The sequence below is a fragment of the Mesorhizobium sp. M0136 genome, assembly GCF_040322515.1.
In the GTDB taxonomy this organism is placed as follows: Bacteria; Pseudomonadota; Alphaproteobacteria; order Rhizobiales; family Rhizobiaceae; genus Mesorhizobium.
Genome location: NZ_JAMYTP010000024.1, coordinates 1 through 19,986, shown reverse-complemented (window position 1 = coordinate 19,986; position 19,986 = coordinate 1). Strand labels below are relative to the sequence as shown.

Annotated in this window: 15 protein-coding genes; 5 read left to right on the top strand and 10 right to left on the bottom strand. The window is 62.9% G+C overall.

Translation table 11 applies throughout. From position 1 onward, the window contains the following. Positions 1-272 precede the first annotated feature (272 nt). Positions 273-2,525 carry a DNA topoisomerase IV subunit A gene (parC, locus tag NKJ35_RS24785; protein ID WP_352649943.1) on the bottom strand — a complete coding sequence of 751 codons (2,253 nt, stop codon included), beginning with the start codon at positions 2,523-2,525 and terminating at the stop codon, positions 273-275. A gap of 369 nt (positions 2,526-2,894) precedes the next feature. On the opposite strand from parC, the gene NKJ35_RS24780 reads away from it, so the two are divergent. After that, positions 2,895-4,088 carry an aq_1923 C-terminal domain gene (locus NKJ35_RS24780; RefSeq protein ID WP_352649941.1) on the top strand — a complete coding sequence of 398 codons (1,194 nt, stop codon included), beginning with the start codon at positions 2,895-2,897 and terminating at the stop codon, positions 4,086-4,088. 79 nt (positions 4,089-4,167) lie between these two features. Here the strand turns inward: NKJ35_RS24780 and aspS are convergent, their stop codons facing one another. The 4 genes from aspS to NKJ35_RS24760 form a co-directional block, all read right to left on the bottom strand. Beyond that, complete coding sequence (gene aspS / locus NKJ35_RS24775; RefSeq protein WP_352650041.1) at positions 4,168-5,958, bottom strand: aspartate--tRNA ligase; 1,791 nt, start codon at positions 5,956-5,958, stop codon at positions 4,168-4,170. A 214-nt stretch (positions 5,959-6,172) separates the two neighbouring features. Further along, positions 6,173-6,997: a carbohydrate ABC transporter permease gene (locus tag NKJ35_RS24770; protein ID WP_352649940.1), complete on the bottom strand. Its 825-nt coding sequence runs from the start codon at positions 6,995-6,997 to the stop codon at positions 6,173-6,175. A gap of 19 nt (positions 6,998-7,016) precedes the next feature. After that, on the bottom strand, positions 7,017-7,937 hold the full coding sequence (locus tag NKJ35_RS24765; protein ID WP_352650039.1) for a carbohydrate ABC transporter permease: 921 nt from the start codon (positions 7,935-7,937) through the stop codon (positions 7,017-7,019). Between the two features lie 20 nt (positions 7,938-7,957). Next, entirely contained in the window at positions 7,958-9,226 is a 1,269-nt protein-coding gene (locus tag NKJ35_RS24760; protein WP_352649938.1) for an ABC transporter substrate-binding protein, read from the bottom strand. A gap of 257 nt (positions 9,227-9,483) precedes the next feature. Here NKJ35_RS24760 and NKJ35_RS24755 point away from each other — a divergent pair, with 257 nt between their 5' ends. Both NKJ35_RS24755 and rnd read left to right on the top strand, forming a co-directional pair. After that, complete coding sequence (locus tag NKJ35_RS24755) at positions 9,484-10,731, top strand: MFS transporter (protein ID WP_352649937.1); 1,248 nt, start codon at positions 9,484-9,486, stop codon at positions 10,729-10,731. Between the two features lie 74 nt (positions 10,732-10,805). Beyond that, positions 10,806-11,957 carry a ribonuclease D gene (gene rnd / locus NKJ35_RS24750; protein ID WP_254817521.1) on the top strand — a complete coding sequence of 384 codons (1,152 nt, stop codon included), beginning with the start codon at positions 10,806-10,808 and terminating at the stop codon, positions 11,955-11,957. A gap of 12 nt (positions 11,958-11,969) precedes the next feature. Here the strand turns inward: rnd and NKJ35_RS24745 are convergent, their stop codons facing one another. Genes NKJ35_RS24745 through guaB form a run of 3 tightly spaced genes read right to left on the bottom strand, consistent with a single transcriptional unit; the run spans position 11,970 to position 14,491 of the window. Further along, on the bottom strand, positions 11,970-12,389 hold the full coding sequence (locus NKJ35_RS24745) for an MAPEG family protein (RefSeq protein WP_352649936.1): 420 nt from the start codon (positions 12,387-12,389) through the stop codon (positions 11,970-11,972). A gap of 28 nt (positions 12,390-12,417) precedes the next feature. After that, entirely contained in the window at positions 12,418-12,957 is a 540-nt protein-coding gene (locus NKJ35_RS24740; protein ID WP_254817519.1) for a hypothetical protein, read from the bottom strand. 31 nt (positions 12,958-12,988) lie between these two features. Next, positions 12,989-14,491 carry an IMP dehydrogenase gene (gene guaB, locus NKJ35_RS24735; RefSeq protein ID WP_352458563.1) on the bottom strand — a complete coding sequence of 501 codons (1,503 nt, stop codon included), beginning with the start codon at positions 14,489-14,491 and terminating at the stop codon, positions 12,989-12,991. 293 nt (positions 14,492-14,784) lie between these two features. Here guaB and NKJ35_RS24730 point away from each other — a divergent pair, with 293 nt between their 5' ends. After that, complete coding sequence (locus tag NKJ35_RS24730; RefSeq protein WP_352649935.1) at positions 14,785-16,206, top strand: MFS transporter; 1,422 nt, start codon at positions 14,785-14,787, stop codon at positions 16,204-16,206. Positions 16,207-16,421: 215 nt separating this feature from the next. Here NKJ35_RS24730 and NKJ35_RS24725 read toward each other — a convergent pair whose 3' ends face one another. Beyond that, complete coding sequence (locus NKJ35_RS24725; protein ID WP_352649934.1) at positions 16,422-17,132, bottom strand: RlmE family RNA methyltransferase; 711 nt, start codon at positions 17,130-17,132, stop codon at positions 16,422-16,424. Between the two features lie 58 nt (positions 17,133-17,190). Beyond that, complete coding sequence (locus tag NKJ35_RS24720; protein ID WP_352649933.1) at positions 17,191-18,621, bottom strand: Ppx/GppA phosphatase family protein; 1,431 nt, start codon at positions 18,619-18,621, stop codon at positions 17,191-17,193. A 327-nt stretch (positions 18,622-18,948) separates the two neighbouring features. On the opposite strand from NKJ35_RS24720, the gene NKJ35_RS24715 reads away from it, so the two are divergent. After that, a complete protein-coding gene (locus NKJ35_RS24715; RefSeq protein ID WP_352650037.1) occupies positions 18,949-19,881 on the top strand; it encodes a lysylphosphatidylglycerol synthase domain-containing protein in 933 nt (310 codons plus the stop codon). The last annotated feature ends 105 nt before the right edge of the window (positions 19,882-19,986 follow it).

Here is a 19,986-nt window from a genome sequence, read left to right as displayed (position 1 = left end):
AATTCTCCCTGGCCCAACGCGTCGCTTATGCACTGATATAGTGCAGCAATCGTGACGACATTCCAAATGTTTGGGTGGAGCTGCTAATCTCCCCGCTTGAGGAGGAGATGGCCGGCAGGCCAGGGGGTCGCCGAGCGTGAGACGCCGGCCTCCTCTGTCTGCGATACGTGAGGCGCCAGTCCCCTCCGTCTGCGATAAGGGTCGTGTCTGGACGTTCCGACCCCCTCTGTCGCCTTCGGCGACATCTCCCCCTCAAGGGGGGAGATACCGCTTCACCCAAATTTCCCCGTGCGCGGGAAACCCTTCGGCACCATGCGGCCGGCCGAGGCGCGGGCGCTGATCCATTCGGCAAGCTCGTCACGCGATTTGATGAAGGTGCGATCTGCCGAATCCTGCCAGGACAGGCCGCTTGCGAGCGTGAAGGTCTTGAGGTCGAGGACGCCGCCATCCTTGTACTTCTGCAGGCGCACGCCCTTGCCGCGTCCCATCTCCGGGATTTCGGCCAGCGGGAACACCAGCATCTTGCGATTCTCGCCGACAATGGCGAGATGGTCGCCCGCGACGCTCACGCAGCGCTGGGCTTCGTCTGGCGCCTTGACGTTCATCACCTGCTTGCCCTTGCGGGTGTTGGCGACGACCTCTTCTTCCGGCACGATGAAACCGTTGCCGTCATGCGATACCAGCAGCAGCTTGCGCTTGGGATCGTGGACGAAGGCGGTGACGATATCCTGGTCGTTGTCCATGTCGACGATGATGCGGATCGGCTCGCCATGGCCACGCCCGCCGGGCAGCCGGTCGGCGCCGATCGTGTAGAACTTGCCGCCGGTGGTGAAGACCAGCACCTTGTCGGTGGTCTGGGCGTGGAAGGCGAGCTTGAGGCTGTCGCCTTCCTTGAAGGTCAGGGCCGAGTGGTCGGTCAGATGGCCTTTCATTGCCCTCAGCCAGCCCTTTTCCGAAACGACCACGGTGACCGGCTCGCGCTCGATCATGGCGTGGGCGATATCGGTCAGGTCATGCTCGGGTGCGTCGGCGAACTCGGTGCGGCGTTTGCCGATGTCGGTCTCGGGCCCGTATTTCTGGCGAACATTGGCGACTTCCCACTTGATCGTCGCCCACTGCTTGGCGTCGGACGCAAGCAGTGCCTCGATCTGCTTCTTCTCGCCGGTCAGGCCATTGAATTCCTCGCGGATTTCGAATTCCTCGAGCTTGCGCAGCGCCCTCAGCCGCATGTTGAGGATGGCTTCAGCCTGGGTGTCGGTGAGTGACCAGCGAGCCATCATCACTTGCTTGGGCTCGTCCTCCTCGCGGATGATCCTGATCACCTCGTCGATGTTGAGGTAGGCAATCAAATAGCCGGCGAGGATCTCCAGCCGCCGCTCGATCTCGCCGAGGCGGTGCTTGGAGCGGCGGATCAAGACGTCGCGGCGGTGCTCCAGCCATTCCTTGAGCACACCTTTCAGCGACAGCACGTTCGGCACCTTGCCGCGCGACAACACGTTCATGTTGAGCGGAAAGCGGCTTTCGAGCTCGGTCAGCTTGAACAGCGATTCCATCATGATGCCGGGATCGACCGAGCGGCTCTTCGGCACCAGCACGACGCGGATGTCCTCGGCGCTCTCGTCGCGGATATCCTCGAGCAGCGGCAGCTTGCGTGCCATCAAGAGCTCGGCGATCTTTTCGATCAGCCTGGCCTTCTGGACGCCATAGGGAATTTCGGTGACGACAATGTTCCAGGTGCCCCTGCCCTGATCCTCCTGGCTCCATTTCGCCCTGACGCGAAAGCCGCCGCGACCCGTTTCGTAGGCTTCGAGGATCGAGGCTCGGCTGTCGACGATGATGCCGCCGGTCGGGAAATCCGGCCCCTGGACGAAGTCCATCAGCTTGGTGACGGGCGCATCCGGATGATCGATCAGGTGAAGCGCGGCGTCGCAAAGCTCGGCCGCATTGTGTGGCGGGATCGAGGTCGCCATGCCGACGGCGATGCCGGACGAGCCGTTGGCGAGCAGATTCGGGAAGGCGCCGGGCAGCACGGCCGGCTCCTCGTCTTCCTCGTTGTAGGTCGGGCGGAAATCGACCGCGTCCTCGGTGATGCCTTCCAAAAGCAGCGTCGACACTTCGGTCATGCGCGCTTCGGTGTAGCGCATGGCGGCGGCGTTATCGCCGTCGATATTGCCAAAATTACCCTGCCCGTCGACCAGCGGGTAGCGCATCGAAAAATCCTGCGCCAACCGCACCAAGGCGTCGTAGATCGACTGGTCGCCATGCGGATGGAATTTGCCCATCACCTCGCCGACGATGCGGGCGCATTTGGCAAAACCCTGGTCGGGGTTGAGCCGCAACAAGCGCATGGCATGCATGATGCGACGATGCACCGGCTTCAATCCGTCGCGCACGTCCGGCAGCGCCCGGTGCATGATGGTCGACAGCGCATAGGCGAGATAGCGCTCTTCCAGCGCCTTCTTCAGATCGACGGGCTCGATATTGTCGCCGCCGCCACTCTCGGGCGGCAAAAGCCTTTTTCCCATGGGCTGGCACTAGCCGAGCGGGTGATTCGCGGCAAGAGGCACCGGTATGCCTCCTCCTAAAGTGCGTCGCGTTCGACCGGCCTCATGCGACGCTTTAGGTCCTTGTTTTGATGCGTGTCGTCATCGCAAAACCGCAGCACACTTAGCGCGACGTCCATTATGCAACAGGAATTGGAAGCGTCGCGACGCCGGCCAACATCAACCCGTTACATCCTGCTTCTATCGCAAGCCTGATGGATCGGGTTTGCCTTTGGCCGCGATTTTCCATCATTGTGCCGAGGCCCGCCTTTTTCCGGTCCAGTTCGTCGCCGAATGGTGACGACGCGACGATTTGAAAAGAATTTCAGGACACTCTCAGGGGAGCTCTCGATGACGATCAGACACTCGACACTTATTAAAAGACTGGCTTTTTCGACCTTTTTGCTGACGCTGCCGCTGAATGCGGCATTCGCGCAGGATACCGCGGTCGCCGACCGGCTGAAGGCTGCCCTCGCCGCCCAGGGTGTCGACCTCTCCTGGACCGGAGTAACCGGCGACACCTCCAGCATGGTTCTGCAAGGCGTAGCGGTCAAACCGGCGGCCGAAAAGGAGGCGCTCAAGATCGGCGACGTCAAGCTCGAAGGCGTGACCGAAGCCAATGGCGGCTATCAAATCGCGACCGTATCGACGTCGCCGTTCGAGCACAGCGAAGATGGCGTCACGCTCAATCTCAGCCCCTTCGTCATCCACGACATGACGGTTCCGGCCGAAGGCGCAACCGGTCCGTTGGGCTCGCTGATGATTTACAAATCGGCCGAGCTCGACAACATGACCGTCAAGGTGGCCGACAAGACCGCTTTCTCGATGGACGGGCTTGCCATCGCAATCACGCCGCCGGCCGACGGCAAGGCCCTGGCGTTTTCCGGCACCACGGAAAAATTCACTGCCGACCTGACACTGGTCGAAGATCCGAAGTCCAAGGAAGTCATCAACGCGCTCGGCTACCAGAACATAACAGGCAATCTGGAGATGGAAGGCACCTGGCAGCCTACCGACGGCAGGATGGACTTGTCGAAATACGAAATATCGGTCGACAATGCCGGCACGCTCGGCATGACCTTCGATCTCGGCGGCTACACGCTGGACGTCATCAAATCACTGCAGGAGATGCAGAAGAAGATGGCGGCGCAGCCCGAAGGCGCCGACAATTCGGCGCAAGGCATGGCCATGCTCGGGCTGCTGCAGCAGCTTTCGTTCAACAGCGCCTCGATCCGCTTCGACGACGATTCGCTGACCAAAAAGGTGCTCGATTATGCCGGCAAGCAGCAAGGCATGTCCGGCAAGGACATCGCCAACCAGGCCAAGGCAATCGTGCCCTTCGGCATGGCGCAGCTCAACAATCCAGAACTGACGGCGCAGGTTTCGGCCGCGGTCAACAAGTTCCTCGATGATCCGCAAAGCATCGAGGTCTCGGCCGAGCCGCCGGCGGCGGTGCCGTTCGCACTGATCATGGCGGGCGCCATGTCCAACCCGCTCGACCTGCCGAAAACGCTCGGCGTGACGGTTACGGCAAACGAAGACTGACCGAGACAGGCTTCAAGCAAAAAGCCCGGCAGCGATGCCGGGCTTTTTATGAATCAACAGCATCAGTTCGGAGCGTTTTCTAAACCTCTTTCTTCGTCGCCACGACGCGCAGCGACAATTCGCGAAGCTGCTGCGGGCTGGCCTCCGACGGCGCGTTCATCAACAGGTCGTAGGCCTGCTGGTTCATCGGGAACATCGTCACTTCACGCAGGTTCCTGGCGCCGACCAGAAGCATGACGACGCGGTCGATGCCGGCCGCCATGCCGCCATGCGGCGGCGCGCCATACTGGAAGGCGCGATAAAGGCCGCCGAAGCGCTCCTCGACCGTCGCGCGGTCCAGCCCGACCGTCTCGAACGCCTTGACCATGGTTTCGGGCAGATGGTTGCGGATGCCGCCTGAGGCGATCTCGAAACCATTGCAGACCATGTCGTACTGGAACGCCTTGATGCCGAGCAGATCCTCGCCGTTAAGCGCATCGATGCCACCTTGTGGCATCGAGAACGGATTGTGCGCGAAGTCGATCTTCTTCTCCTCCTCGTTCCATTCGAAGAACGGGAAGTCGACGATCCAGCACAGTTCGAAGCGATCACGGTCGACAAGATTGAGCTCCTCGCCGGCGCGGCTGCGCGCCGCACCCGCGAAGGAGACGAACTTCTTCGGATCGCCGGCGACGAAGAAGGCGGCATCGCCATCGGCAAGGCCGAGTTGCAGGCGGATCGCCTCGGTGCGCTCCTCGCCGATGTTCTTGGCCAGCGGCCCGGCCCCTTCGAGCTTCTCGCCCTCCTTGCGCCAGAAGATGTAGCCGAGGCCGGGCTGGCCCTCGCCCTGCGCCCATGAGTTCATGCGGTCGCAAAAGGCGCGAGACCCGCCGGTCTTGGCCGGAATGGCCCAGACCTCGGCCTTCGGATCGTTGGCAAGGATGTTGGCGAATACCTTGAAGCCGGATTCGCGAAAATGATCCGAGACGGCCTGCATCTCGATCGGGTTGCGCAGGTCCGGCTTGTCGGTGCCGTATTTGCGCATGGCGACATCATAGGCGATGCGCGGAAACTTCTGCGTCACCGGCTTGCCGGCGGCAAAGGTCTCGAACACCCCCCGCATCACCGGCTCCATGGTGGTAAACACATCCTCCTGCTCGACGAAGCTCATCTCCACGTCGAGCTGGTAGAATTCACCCGGCAGACGGTCGGCGCGCGGGTCCTCGTCGCGGAAGCACGGCGCAATCTGGAAGTAGCGGTCGAAGCCGGACACCATGATCAGCTGCTTGTACTGCTGCGGTGCCTGCGGCAGCGCATAGAAAGTGCCGGGGTGGATGCGCGACGGCACCAGGAAGTCGCGCGCGCCTTCCGGCGATGAGGCGGTCAGGATCGGCGTCGAGAATTCGGTGAAGCCGACCTCGCCCATCAGCTTGCGCATCTCGGCGATGATTTTCGTCCGCGCCACGATGTTCTTGTGCAGCGTGTCGCGGCGCAGGTCGAGGAAGCGGTATTTGAGGCGGATGTCCTCCGGATAGTCCGGCTCGCCGAAGACTGGCAACGGCAATTCCCTGGCGGCCGACAGCACTTCGATCTCGCGCGCGAAAATCTCGATCTCGCCGGTCGGCAAATTGGGGTTGACGGTGTCGGCGAGGCGCGCCTTGACCTCGCCGTCGACGCGGACGACCCATTCGCCGCGCAAGGACTCGGCGATTTTGAAGGCAGGCGAATCCGGATCGGCAACGATCTGGGTCAGACCGTAATGGTCGCGCAAATCGATGAACAGCAGTCCGCCATGGTCGCGCACGCGATGCACCCAACCCGACAGGCGAACGGTCGAGCCGACATCGACCTTCCTCAACTGGGCACAGGTATGGCTGCGGTAACGATGCATTGTCATTCTTAAAGTCCGGATGTTGGGTTGCGGCCGAGGCATGATGGCCCAGCCTGAAAATTTGCGCGAAAAGCACATGAGAGGGTGCATTTGTCAAGGCAAGCGGCGGCTGGGTCGAGTTCGCGTTCTTCCCGCCCCTATCTCACCGGCATCAATTTATGCCAGAGGCGTCAATCTGAGTTCGCTGCTCTGTGCCGGCAGTTCAACTATGCACTCACCCCTTCACCCCGCCCGCCGTGAGACCGGAAATGATCTTGCGCTGGAAGATGAGAACGAGGACGACAAGCGGCACGGTGACGATCACCGATGCGGCCATAATGTTGCCCCAGGGGATCTCGAACTGCGAGCTGCCGGAGAGCAGCGCGATCGCCACCGGCACGGTTCGCTGCTCGTTGCTGGAGGTAAACGTCAGGGCGAACAGGAACTCGTTCCAAGCACCGATGAAGGCGAGGAGCCCGGTGGTCGCCAGCGCCGGCCACATCAGCGGCAGGAAGACGCGGCTGATGATGATCCAGGGCGTGGCGCCATCGAGGATCGCCGCTTCCTCCAGTTCGATCGGCAGGTCGCGAACGAAGGCGGTGAGAACCCAGACGGTGAACGGCAAGGTGAAGATCATGTAGGACAAGATCAGCGCGAACGGCGAATTGTAGAGGCCGAAGATGCGGATCAGCTCGAAAAGCCCGGCAAGCACCGCCAATTGCGGGAACATCGAGACGGACAGGATGATGAGGAGCAGCGCCGAACGGCCTCTGAAGCGGATGCGCGCCAGTGCATAGGCGGCGGTGACGCCGAGGAACAGCGAAATGAAGACAACCGCGCTCGAGATGAACAGCGAGTTCACGAGATTGCGCAAGAAGGTCCCCTCGGTGAATACGGTCCTGTAGTTGCTGAAGGTAATCGTCGTCGGCCAATAGTCGACCTGGAAGAGCGCCGTCCCCGATTTCAGGCTGGTGATGATGGCGTAGTAAAACGGGAACACCGCGACGACGATGATAATGGCGACGAGGAGGTAGAAAGCCGTGCGCTTGACGATCCACATGGTCAGTAGTCCCCCATGATCAATAGTCCTTGTCCAGTCTTATCCGGCCGAGCCAAAGAACGAGCATGGTCAGCAGAGCGAGGATAAGGAAGAGAAGCGTCGAGGCGGCGGAACCGGAAGCGAACTTGTCGAACTCAAACAGGCTCTCGCGGGCAAACACCGACATAGACTTGGTGTGTATGTTGTTTGGCGTGAGCACGTAGATCAGATCGAAGATGCGCAGGGCATCGAGACCGCGAAAGATCATGGCCACCATCAACGCCGGTCGGATGAGCGGCAAGGTGATCTTCCCGAAAACTCTCCACGCGCCGACGCCGTCGAGCTTGGCGACCTCGTAGATTTCTTGTGGAAGCATCTGGAGGCCGGCGAGAATGAGAAGCGCCATGAACGGGGTCGCTTTCCAGATGTCGACAACGAGGACGGCGACCATCGCCGTGTCGGCGCTTGCCGTCCAGGCGATTTTTGTGCTGATCAGGCCGAGCTTGAGCAGGACGTCGTTGATGATGCCGAACTGGTCGTTGAGCATCCACTGCCACATTTTCGCCGAGACGATCGTCGGGATGGCCCAAGGGATTAGAATCGCGGCGCGCACGATGCCGCGGCCGCGAAACCTCGTGTTGAGCACCAGCGCAACGATCATGCCGAGCACCGTCTCGCAGGTCACCGAAATCACCGCGAAGCGCACGGTATTCCAGACGGCGCGCCACCAGACCGGATCGGCGAGAAGCCCGTCGTAGATGACGCGGCCGCTCGGCATTTGCACGACGGAGAAATAGTTGGCGAAGCCAACCCAGCGGCGGGCTTCGAGGTCGGCGAGCGAGGCATCGGTGAAGCCGAAATAGATCGTGCGCATCAACGGCCAGCCGGCAACGGCGGCGAGCACGATGAGCATCGGGGCAAGCAGCAGCCATGCCGAGCGCGCACGCTGACGCGCCAGCATCGAGCCTGACCGCGGCGAGGTCACCAGGCGGTGCCTTTGAGCCTGGTCAAGGAGAACTCCAGATCGGCAAGGTTGTCGGCGGCCGTGCCCTCGCCGGAAATGGTGTTGTGGACGGCGGTCCAGAACTCGCTCGATGCCTCATTGTACCTGCTCTTGGCTTGGGCCGAGGGACGCGGCACCGCGTTGAGGACGACTTCCTTCCAGCGCGGAATCACCGGCTGGGCGCTGGCGATGTCGGCATCGTCATAGAGTGCCTGGATGGTCGGCAGATATGCCCCCTTCAAGGCGCGGTACTTCTGCATCTGCGGCGAGGCGATCCATTTGACCAGATCGATCGCTGCATCCGGGTTCTTCGAATATTTGGAAACCGCGAGATTCCAGCCGCCAAGCGTTGCTGCCGGGCGGGCGCCCTCGCCCGACCCCGGCGGCAGCGTGGTCACCTCGAACTTGCCTTTGATGGGGGAGCTTTCGCTGTTGCCAAGCGCGTAGGCATAGGGCCAGTTGCGCATGAAGACGGCGTTGCCTGTCTGCCAGACTCCGCGCGACTCTTCTTCCTGATAGGCCAGAACGCCGGGCGGCGAGATGGTTCCCACCCAGCTCCTCGCCATTTCCAGCGCCGCAACTGCTTGCGGATTGTTGATGGAGATCGTGCCATCCGGCTCGATAATCTGGCCGCCGCCGTTCGACTTCACCCATTCGAGTGCATCGCAGGTCAGCCCCTCATAGGCGTTGCCCTGGAAAACGAAGCCCCACATGTCCTTGCTGCCGGCGTCGCGCTCCTTGTCCATGACAAGCTTGGCGGTGTCGGCAAGCTCGGCCCAGCTGGCCGGGACCCTGGCGCCGTATTTGTCGAGGAGATCCTTGCGGTAGTAGAGCGCCGGAGCGTCGGTGAATATCGGCAAGGCGACCAGCTTGCGGTCCACGGTCTGCGATTTGATGATCGATGGGAAATGGGCGCCAACGACATCCTTGGTCGCTTCGGTCAGGTCGATGAACTGCCTTGCAAGCTGGGGGGCCCAGATGATGTCCGTTTGATAGACGTCGACGTCGCTGCTTCCGGCGGCAAGCCAGAGCCGGTATTGGCCAAACTGGTCCGTCGCCGAGGGAGGCAGCGGAACGACGCTAACCTTATTGCCGGTCTTCTTCTCGTATTGATCGAGGATCTCGCGAAGGATTCTCTGGCCGTTGCCGGTATCGCCCGATACCATGACGAGGTCGACAGCCCGCGCCGGCCCGGCCGCCAGAACTGCGGCCATGGCAAATGCCGCAAATGCGGGATGAAATTTCATGACGGCGGACCTCTCTTTGGAGCTTCAGGCCGGGCAACAGAAACGGACGTCGATGCCCGACACCGCCTCCGCACACCGGCAACTCACAAGACGCTTTTTCGCCCACCAGCACTGAACTACAAAGATACGCCTTGGTTCCAACACGGAGGGTCCGGCGCCACGCGGCAGCCCCCGGCTGGCCCCAACGCCGCCGGGAATTGTCGCTGGTATTGGCGAAGGCGATGGTTCAAGAAGGGATCAACGACAGGCTTTCCTTCATGTCTTCCATCCGCCCGCTGATCCCGCTCCTGATCGCCGCCGGCATCCTGCTCGGCGGCAACGGCCTGCAGAGCACCTTGATTGCGCTGCGTGGTGCGCAGGAAGGTTTTCCCGCTTCCTCGATCGGCCTGATGGGCACGTTCTATTTCGCCGGCTTCCTGCTCGGCTGCCTTGCCGTGACGCGCATCATGAAGTCGGTCGGCCATGTGCGCGCCTTTTCGGCACTGGCGGCGATCGCCTCGGCGGGGACGCTGCTTCTGGTGCTGGTCATCGATCCGGTGATGTGGTGCGCCGTGCGCTTTGCCGGCGGGTTCTGCTTCGCCGGCTTGTTCACAATCATGGAAGCCTGGCTGAATTCCGGTGTCACCAACACCGACCGGGCGCGGGTGCTTGCCATCTACCGGATGGTCGACATCGGCTCGGTGACGGGCGCCCAGTTCCTGATCCCGATCTTCGGCGCCGGCGGCTTTGCCATCTTCGCCATCATGTCGATCATGATCACGCTCTCGCTGGTGCCGGTGTCGCTCGGCGACCGTTCCAATCCTGCCCCGCCCGAAGAGGTCAAGCTCGATTTGGCCCGCGTCTGGCGGATCTCGCCGCTCGGCTGCTTCGGCTGTATCGCCGTCGGCGTCACGAACAGCGCTTTCCGCACCCTGTCGCCGGTCTATGCCGAGCAGATCGGCATGTCTGTCGCCGACGTCGTCACCTTCGTCAGCGTCGGCATTTTCGGCGGCGCCATCATCCAGTACCCGCTCGGCTATCTCTCCGACCGCTGGGACCGGCGCTCGGTGCTGCTGATGACGACGTGCTGTGCGATGGTGGCGGCACTGGCCCTGGCATTCGTGGCAGGCGGCAGCCCGTTCCTCAACTTCCTGCTCGTCTTCATCTTCGGCTGCTTCGCCATGCCGCTCTATTCGCTGTCGGCGGCGCATTCCAACGACCGCGCCGACAAGGGCGAGTTCGTGCTGATCAACGCAGCCTTGATGCTGTTTTATTCCTTCGGCGCCATCGGCGGGCCGTTCGCAGCCTCGACGGTGATGCAATTTTTCGGGCCGAGCGCGCTGTTCGTGTTCAGCGCCACCGTCTATGCGATCTTCGTGGCCGTCATCCTTTACCGGATGCAGGCGCGCTCCGCCGTGCCGGCCACCCATCGCAGCCGCTTTACGGCGCTGTTGCGCACGTCGACGGTTTTTGCCCGGTTGGCGAAGCGGAATGCCGATCCCGATGAACCCGCAAAGCCTGGATAGAGGTGCTTACGCTTGACGAAAGCGCGCGCGGCTGAAATTGAAAGAGACCCTATTCCCTTGCCAAAAGCGATTTGATGCACGTCATCACCACTCAGAAAGAACTCGAGACCGCTATTGCCGCTTTCGAAAAGGCGGAATTCGTCACCGTCGATACCGAATTCATTCGCGAAACGACCTTCTGGCCGATCCTGTGCCTGATCCAGATGGCAGCGCCCGGGGTGACGGCGCTGATTGATCCGCTGTCGCCCGACATCGACCTGAAACCGTTCTTCAGGCTGATGGCCAACGAGGCGATCGTCAAAGTCTTCCATGCGGCGCGGCAGGACATCGAAATCATTGTGCATCTCGGCGATCTGGTGCCGCATCCGGTGTTCGACACCCAGGTCGCGGCAATGGTCTGCGGCTTCGGCGACAGCGTTTCCTACGACCAGTTGGTGCAGCGCATCACCGGCGCGCGGCTCGACAAGTCCTCGCGCTTCACCGACTGGCGCCACCGTCCGCTGTCCGAAAAGCAGCTCGACTACGCGCTCGCCGACGTCACCCACCTGATCGAGGTGTACAAGCATCTCAGCGCCGAGCTGGTGCGGGAAAACCGCGCCCACTGGCTGAACGAGGAGATGGACGTGCTGACCTCGCGCGAGACCTACGATCCGCATCCCGAGGATGCCTGGAAGCGGCTCAAAATGCGGCTGCGCAAGCCGCAGGAACTGGCGATCGTGCAGGCGGTGGCGGCCTGGCGCGAACGCGAAGCGCGCGAGCGCGACGTGCCGCGCGGCCGGGTCCTCAAGGACGATGCGATCTACGAAGTGGCGCAGCAGGCGCCGCGCGACGCTGCGGCGCTGAGCAAGCTGCGCACCACGCCGAAGGGCTGGGAACGCTCTTCGACGGCGACGGCATTGCTTGGCGCAGTCAACGCTGCCCTTGCCCTGCCCAGGGAAGAGATGCCGAAGCTGCCGAAGAGCTTCCAGCCGCCGGAGGGGTCGAGCGCCGCGGCGGAGTTGCTGAAGGTGCTGCTGCGGATCGTTGCCGAAAGGGAAGGCGTCGCCTCGAAGGTACTCGCCTCCAGTGACGACATCGACCGCATCGCTGCCGAGGGCGAGGAAGCCGACGTGCCGGCATTGCAAGGCTGGCGGCGTGCCGTTTTCGGCGAGGCCGCGCTCAAGCTGGTGCGCGGCGAACTCGCCATCAGGTTCGACAAGCGCAAGATCGCGGTGTTCGATTTGTAGCCTTGAGCTTGCTCAGACTAAGCCGAGCAGATGCAGCGCCAGCCATATCCAGCCAAGTGCGAGAACGACCGCGCCCAGGTAGAATGCCCTGCTGCGCAGGATTAGCCGATTGCTGGTCAAGTGGACCGATGCGTGAAGATAGCGGGAGACGACAAAGATCCACATCAGTGTCAAAGTCAGATAATTGACGCCATTGGTCACGTGCAGCGTCAAGCATAAGACGTAGAAAAGCACCGGCAGTTCGAACTGGTTGCTCAGATTGTTGGCGACGGTGATACTGGACCCAGGCTCCGTCGAGCGCGTCTTGAACTGGCCGGTCTTGGCTTCGCCCGATCTGACCGCGCCATGGCGGCGCCGGCCCATTACGACATAGACGATATAGACCAGCAGCACCTGCGCCAGCATCGGCCAGAAGATCGCGGTCTGGTTCAAGACGCCCCCTGTCGTTGTCACCCAGCCTTCAAGGCCGTTTCTGAGCCATCAGAATGAAAGCCGCAATGACGGTCCCCGGTATCGCCAGCAGGGCGAATTTGGTGACGATCAGCGCCGAGGCGAAGGATAGCGAATCCGGATTGGCCGACAGAAAATCGGACAAAAGACGAGCCACGGCGATGTTCTGGGCATAGTCGGCGAGCGTGTAGGGCAGCACCAGCACAGCTGCGAATGTCGCCTGCGTTTGCGCAGGCAGTGCATGGAAATTCTTCAGCCGCCGGCCCGTGGCCAGGATCAGGCTGACCATCGTCAGCGACAGCAGCGCCGGAAACAGCAGGTCGAAGGTCAGGTAATGCCAGACGAGGATAATCTCGCTGCCGCGCCGGCCGAGAGCCGTTAGCCAGGCCATGCCCTCATCCGGAGTGAAACCGGCATAGCGCATGTCGAGCGACGGCAGACCGCCGCTCAATCGGCGAAAATAGAGGAACTCCATCGCCGTCATGATGATGAAAACCGCCACTGTGGCGACACAGAGTGCGGCCGCGTGGCGCGACAGCCGCAGGATCATTGCCGCCAGATTGCGCCAAGACGCATGACGGTCAGGCTCCGCCAGGATAATTCGGGCTTTCGCGGGTAATCGTGACGTCATGGGCGTGGCTTTCACGAAGTCCGGCATTGGATATCCGCACAAAAGTGGCGCGCTCGCGGAAATCGGCAAGGTCGCGGCCACCGACATAACCCATAGCGGCTTTCAGGCCGCCTGCAAGCTGGTGCAGCACGCCAGACACAGGTCCTTTGTACGGCACCTGCCCTTCGATGCCTTCCGGGACCAGTTTCAGCGTGTCGCGCACCTCGGCCTGGAAATAACGATCGGCGGAGCCGCGCGCCATCGCGCCGACCGAACCCATGCCGCGATAGGCTTTGAAGGAGCGGCCCTGATGCAGATAGACCTCGCCGGGGCTCTCGTCGGTGCCGGCCAGCAGCGAGCCAATCATCGCCGCGCTGGCCCCGGCGGCCAGCGCCTTGGCGAGATCGCCCGAATATTTGATGCCGCCATCGGCAATAACCGAAACGCCCGATTTCTGCGCCGTCTCGACTGCCGACATAATTGCCGAGAGCTGCGGCACGCCGACGCCGGCGACGATACGGGTGGTGCAGATGGAGCCTGGTCCGATGCCGACCTTGACCGCGTCGGCGCCGGCATCGATCAGCGCCAAGGTGCCTTCCGCGGTGGCGACGTTGCCGGCCAGGATGCGAACCGAGTTGGACAGCTTCTTGGCCCGCGTCACGGCATCCAGAACGCGCTGCGAATGACCGTGCGCGGTGTCGATCACCAGAAGGTCGACGCCGGCATCGATGAGGCGCTCGGCCCTTTCGAAACCGTCATCGCCGACGCTGGTGGCGGCGGCGGCGCGCAAGCGCCCCTGCGCATCCTTGGTGGCGTGCGGGTTGAGCTGCGACTTCTCGATGTCCTTGACCGTGATCAGCCCGACGCAATTGCCGTCCCGATCGACCACAACCAGCTTCTCGATGCGGTGCTGATGGAGCAGCCGCTTGGCCTCGTCCTGATCGACGTTCTCCTTGACCGTGATCAGGTTCTCGCGGGTCATCAGTTCATAGACCTTTTGCGCCGGATCGGACGCGAAGCGGACGTCGCGGTTGGTCAGGATGCCGACGAGCCGGCCGACCGTGTGGCCGCCGGTGCCGCCGTTCTCGACCACCGGAATGCCCGAAATGCTGTAGGTGCGCATCAGGCCCAACGCATCGGCAAGCGTCGCCTCGGGACCGATGGTGACCGGGTTGACCACCATGCCGGATTCGAATTTCTTCACCTGCCGCACCTGCTCGGCCTGTTCGGCCGGCGAGAAATTGCGGTGGATGACACCGATGCCGCCGGCCTGGGCCATGGCGATGGCGAGCCGCGCCTCGGTAACCGTGTCCATGGCGGCCGACAGGATCGGCACGTTGAGGTCGATGTCGCCGGCGATGCGGGTGCGGATGTCGGTCTCGCCGGGCATGACCTCGGAATGACCCGGCTGCAGCAGCACGTCGTCAAAGGTCAGCGCCAATGCGCCGGTGGACGTCTCGATGATTTTTGCCATGGCCAGCCCTCGGAATGCAGGAAAGGCGCTCGCCCTGATGGACAGCGCCGACTCGTCTTCTTCCCTTTCAGGATTGGCGCTGGCTCGTAACACGTCCCGTCGCCGTTGAAAAGCCGATGGTTGCGTAGTGGCAAAGCTGCATTTGCCGCAGGTGCTGCACGACCTGCGGTCGCACAAACGTGACGGCAAATTAATGCGACATCCGGGCCAAGCCATGATAACCGCCCTATCTGTCGGTTTGGCCCCCAAGGCCGGCAAGCAATCGCGACGCACATTTCAAGGCCGGATCCATCGTGAACCGCACCATTCCGCTTATCCTGGCGGTCGCTCTTTTCATGGAAAACATGGATTCGACCATCATTGCGACATCGTTGCCGGCGATCGCCATCGACATCCACACCAGCCCGATCGCGCTCAAGCTGGCGCTGACCGCCTATCTGGTATCGCTGGCGATCTTCATTCCGATCAGCGGCTGGATGGCCGACCGCTTCGGCGCCAAGAATGTCTTCCGTGCCGCGATCGCCGTGTTCATCGTCGGTTCGGTCGGGTGCGCCATTTCCAATTCGCTGCCGGCTTTCGTGGTCTCACGCTTCCTGCAAGGCATTGGCGGTGCCATGATGACGCCGGTCGGACGCCTGGTGCTGGTACGCGCGACGCCGAAAAGCGAACTCGTTGCCGCCATGTCGTGGCTGACCGTCCCGGCTCTGGTCGGCCCGCTGGTCGGCCCGCCGGTAGGCGGCTTCATCACGACCTATTTTTCCTGGCACTGGATTTTTCTGATCAACGTGCCGATCGGGCTGATCGGGATCTGGCTGGCCACGCGTTTCCTGCCAAAGACCGACGCCGCGCAGACGCCGCCGCTCGATTTCACCGGTTTCGTGCTGAGCGGGTTGGCGGCATCGGGCATCGTGTTCGGCCTGTCGGTGGTCAGCTTGCCGGCTCTGCCGCCCGCTGCCGGCTTTGTCACCGTAGCCGTCGGGCTGGCGTCGGCGGTGCTTTACCTGCTGCACGCGCGCCGCGTCAAGAATCCGCTGCTGGCGCTCGAGCTGTTTCGCAATCGGGTGTTCCGCTCGTCGGTGCTCGGCGGCGGACTGTTCCGCATCGGCATTGGTGCCGTACCTTTTCTTTTGCCGCTGATGTTCCAGATCGGTTTCGGGTTGACGCCGTTCCAGTCCGGCATGATCACCTTCGTCTCGGCGATCGGCGCCATAGGCATGAAATTCGTCACCGCGCTGATCTTCAGGGTCGCCGGCTTTCGCCGTGTGCTGATTTCAGGCTCGCTCATCGCTGCCGCGTCCATCGCCATCAACGGCCTGTTCACACCCGACACGCCCTATGGGCTGATCCTCGCCATGTTGCTCGCCGGGGGCTTCATCCGCTCGATGTTCTTCACCGGCATCAACGCGCTTGCCTACGCCGAGATTTCGGCCGCCGACACCAGCAAGGCGACGCCGATCACGGCGGTGTTCCAGCAGTTGGCGATCGCGCTCGGTGTGGCGCTGGCCGGCGGCATCCTGGAAGTGTCGACCACGATCCATGGCGGCCCGTTGACGCTGGCCGACTTTCACACCGCCTTCTTCATCGTGGCGGCGGTGTCGGCGGCGGCCTCGCTGTCGTTCATGCGGCTGGCCCCGGACGCCGGCAATGCCGTGTCTGGACATGGCCGGCTGACACCGCCAAAGACACTGGAGCCGGTGAGCCCGCCGGGGAGTTGACCTTTCCTCGTGCTACGGACGCCGGAGGGACAGCGCCCCCCTCTGGCCTGCCGGCCATCTCCCCCACGAGGGGGGAGATCGGACGAGACGTCGGTTTTCGCCAATCTCCAGTGTTGCAGGATTAGGCGGCGCGCCGAAGCTGCCAATCTCCCCCCTCATGGGGGAGATGTCCGGCAGGACAGAGGGGGGCGCGAAGGACCGCTACAGAGCGATTTTCACGCCGTGCCGTTTCCGCCTTTAAAATCTTTCGCCAAGAGATACAGCTCCACCGATTCGTCGCGTGAGGCGGGCGGCTTGACGTGATGGACCGAGCGGAAATTCCGCTTGAGTCTCGCCAGCAATTCGTTCTCGGCGCCGCCCTGAAACGTCTTGGCGAGGAAATGTCCGCCCGGCTTCAATACCGACAGCGCGAAATCGGCCGCCACCTCGCACAGATGCATGGTGCGGATGTGGTCGGTCCGCTTGTGGCCGGTGGTGGGTGCGGCCATGTCGGAGAGCACGATATCCGGCTGGCCGCCCAGCGTCTCGCCCAGCTTTTCGGGTGCCTGCGGATCGAGGAAATCCATCAGCAGCACCGGCGCGCCCGGCACCGCGTCCATTTCCAGGTAATCGATGCCGACGACGTTCGGGTGTTCCGCGGTAGATTTCGTACGTGCGGCGGCGACCTGGCACCAGCCGCCGGGTGCCGCACCAAGGTCGATCACCTTCATGCCGGGCTTGAGCAAATGGTGCTTGTCGTCGATCTCGATCAGCTTGTAGGCCGCGCGCGAACGATAACCGTCGGCCTTCGAGCGCTGGACATAGGGATCGTTGATATGGCGCTGCAGCCAGCGGCGCGACGATTCCTTGAGGCCGCTTTTCTTCTTGATCTTCGTCTTCAGCACGCGAATGCCGGCGGAGCTCGGTCTTTCCGGTTTCTTGGTCATTGCTTGATTACTTGTTTGAGCATGATCTTGTCCGAAAACCGGCAGCCACTTTTCGGGATCATGCTCTGCCTCGCCCGCTGTTGCGCCAGACGCCGTCATCGGCCATCAACTCGCTCAGTATGCCCTCGCGCAGGCCGCGGTCGGCGACGCGCAGCCGTTCGGACGGCCAGACGGCACGGATCGCCTCCAATATGGCGCAGCCGGCCAGAACCAGATCGGCGCGGTCGGCGCCGATGCAAGGGTTGGCGACGCGCTGCTGGAAATCCCAGCCGACCAGCTTTTCGACCATGCGGTCGACGCTGTCGCGATCCATCCACAACCCGTCGACGCGGCGGCGGTCGTAGCGTTCGAGATCGAGGTGGACGCCGGCAAGCGTCGTCACCGTGCCCGAGGTGCCGAGCAGATGGAATTTCGGGCTGGACAGGAGGTGGCTCAGCCGGTCGCGCCCGTCGAAGGCGCGCAGCCGTATTGCGACATCCTCGACCATGGCGCCAAAGATCTCGCGCGTCACCGTGCGGCCGCCAAAACGCTCGGCCAGCGAGACGACGCCGACCGGCAGCGAGGTCCACGAGACGATGTGGTTGGCGAGCCTTGGCGAGCGTTGGCCGGTGAGGTCGATCAGTGCGATTTCGGACGAGCCGCCGCCGATGTCGAACAGCACGACGCCTTGCGTGTCGCGCTCGACCAGGGAGCCGCAGCCCGACACCGCCAGCCGCGCCTCGGTCTGGCGGTCGATGATCTCGAGCTTCAGGCCGGCCTCGCGCTCGACGCGTTCGAGGAACTCGACGCCGTTGGCGGCGGTGCGGCAGGCCTCGGTGGCGATCAGCCTGGCCTTCCTGACCTTGCGGTTGCGCAATTTGTCGCCGCAGATCTTCAGCGCCTCGACCGCGCGGTCCATTGCAGCCTCGCCGAGCCGGCCATTGGCGGTAAGGCCCTCGCCCAGCCTGACGATGCGCGAGAACGCATCGATGACGCGGAACTGGCCATGGCGCGTCGGCACCGCGACCAGCAGGCGGCAATTGTTGGTGCCGAGGTCGAGCGCGGCAAACACCGGCAATTCCTGCAGCGGTGGCGGCGTCCGGGCACCTTGCCCCGGCCTTGGCAAGGCTGGAGGCAATTGCGCGATTGAAGCCGATTGCGCGATCGAGGACTGGGGCGCGATCGAAGCCGCCGGCTGGGGCTGGCGAGCGGCCGAGGCCCCGCCGGCGGCGGGCACCGAAGTGCCTGTTATCGCCGGACGAGCCTCGTCGCGTGCGAAAACCTTGCGCCCGCGCCGCCGCTTGCGCCGCTTCTTGGGTTTGCCGTTCTGATGCGGGCCGTTCTGACCCTTGTGATCGTGGGACGTGTCGCCAGCCTGTCCATTGCCGGACCGGGGCTGCACCTGACGGCCGTAGCGTCCGGCGGCTGGGTTTGCCTCGCCGGATGGCGGCGGCGAACCCCTGGACACGCCCACTTCCGGCGCACCAGCGCCGGCTTCGTGGTCTTCCACTGTCGTTCCTTCCGGCGCCGCGCGAACCGGAGACCGGACGCAGCAGGCGCTTTTACATGTTCAAGTTGCGGCCAGACTATCAGCGCCGGGCCGGATCACCAAGAGTGCAAGGGCCGAATTTTGCCGACGGCATGAAGGCGACGACGTTGGGGATCCCTTCTCCCCTTCTTGTGGGAGAAGGAAAGACGCCAGCGCCGCAACGCGCCTTCCCGGTTGAATAGCCGGCTTCAATGAGGCATTTCTGAAATGAACCATTCGGGACCGCGGGCGGTTTTCCTGCTGCGAACCGGACAACGGGTACGGGCTGCAACGCATGATCGTCAGGCAATGAACTGGAGCCGCTATTTCTGGCCCGTCATCGGCGTCGCCGCGGTGGTGTTCTCGCTGTGGCTGTTGCTGCACGAATTGCGCGGCATCTCGCTCGACGATGTCTGGGACGGCATCGTCGCCATCCCGGCGCGCGGCTGGGTGCTCGCGGCGCTGAGCTCGGTCGTCGCCTATGCCTCGCTCGCCGGCTACGACCACATCGCGCTTTTGCACATCGGCAAAAAAGTGTCGTGGCTGTTCGTCACCTTCTGCTCGTTCACCACCTACGCGCTGTCGCACAATATCGGCGGCTCGGTGTTTTCCGGTGCGGTGATCCGCTACCGCGCCTACGGCACCAAGGGCCTGACCGGCCAGGACGTCGGCGTTCTGGTGGCGATCTGCTGGATCACTTTCGTGCTGTCGACACTGTTCGTCTCAAGCATCGTCCTGTTGCTCGAGCCTGAGGTGATCGACCGGTTTTCCGGCACGCCGCATCACCGGCTGGCGCAGGCGGCCGGCTTTGCCATGCTGCTGGTGGTGGCGGCCTATGTCTTCGGCAGCTGGCTGCATCTGAGGCCGCTGAGGATAGGCAGCTTTCAGCTGCACTACCCGGCGCTGCCGATTGTGGCGCGGCAATTGCTGGTCGGCCCGATCGAGCTGCTGGCAGCGGCGGCGATCATCTTCTTCGCCCTGCCCGCCACCGGCAATCCCGGCTATTTCGTCGTGCTCGGCGTCTTCCTGGTGTCGTTCTCGATCGCGCAGATCTCGCATGCGCCGGGCGGGCTCGGGGTGTTCGAGGTGGTGTTCCTCGCAGGCTTGTCGCATATGGACCAGGTCGGCGTACTGGCGGCGCTGCTGGTGTTCCGGTTGTTCTACCTGATCATCCCGCTGCTGATCGCGCTCGGTGTGGTGCTGTTTTTCGAGCACTCGCAATACAGCAGGGGTGAGAGTTGAGGCGCCGGAAGCCAACAATTGAACGTACGCCTCCGGCGAAGGCCGCCTTGCGGGAGCATGGCATGGTAGCGAGGCTGCGCTCTTAAGGTCGTCCTTACGAGCGTA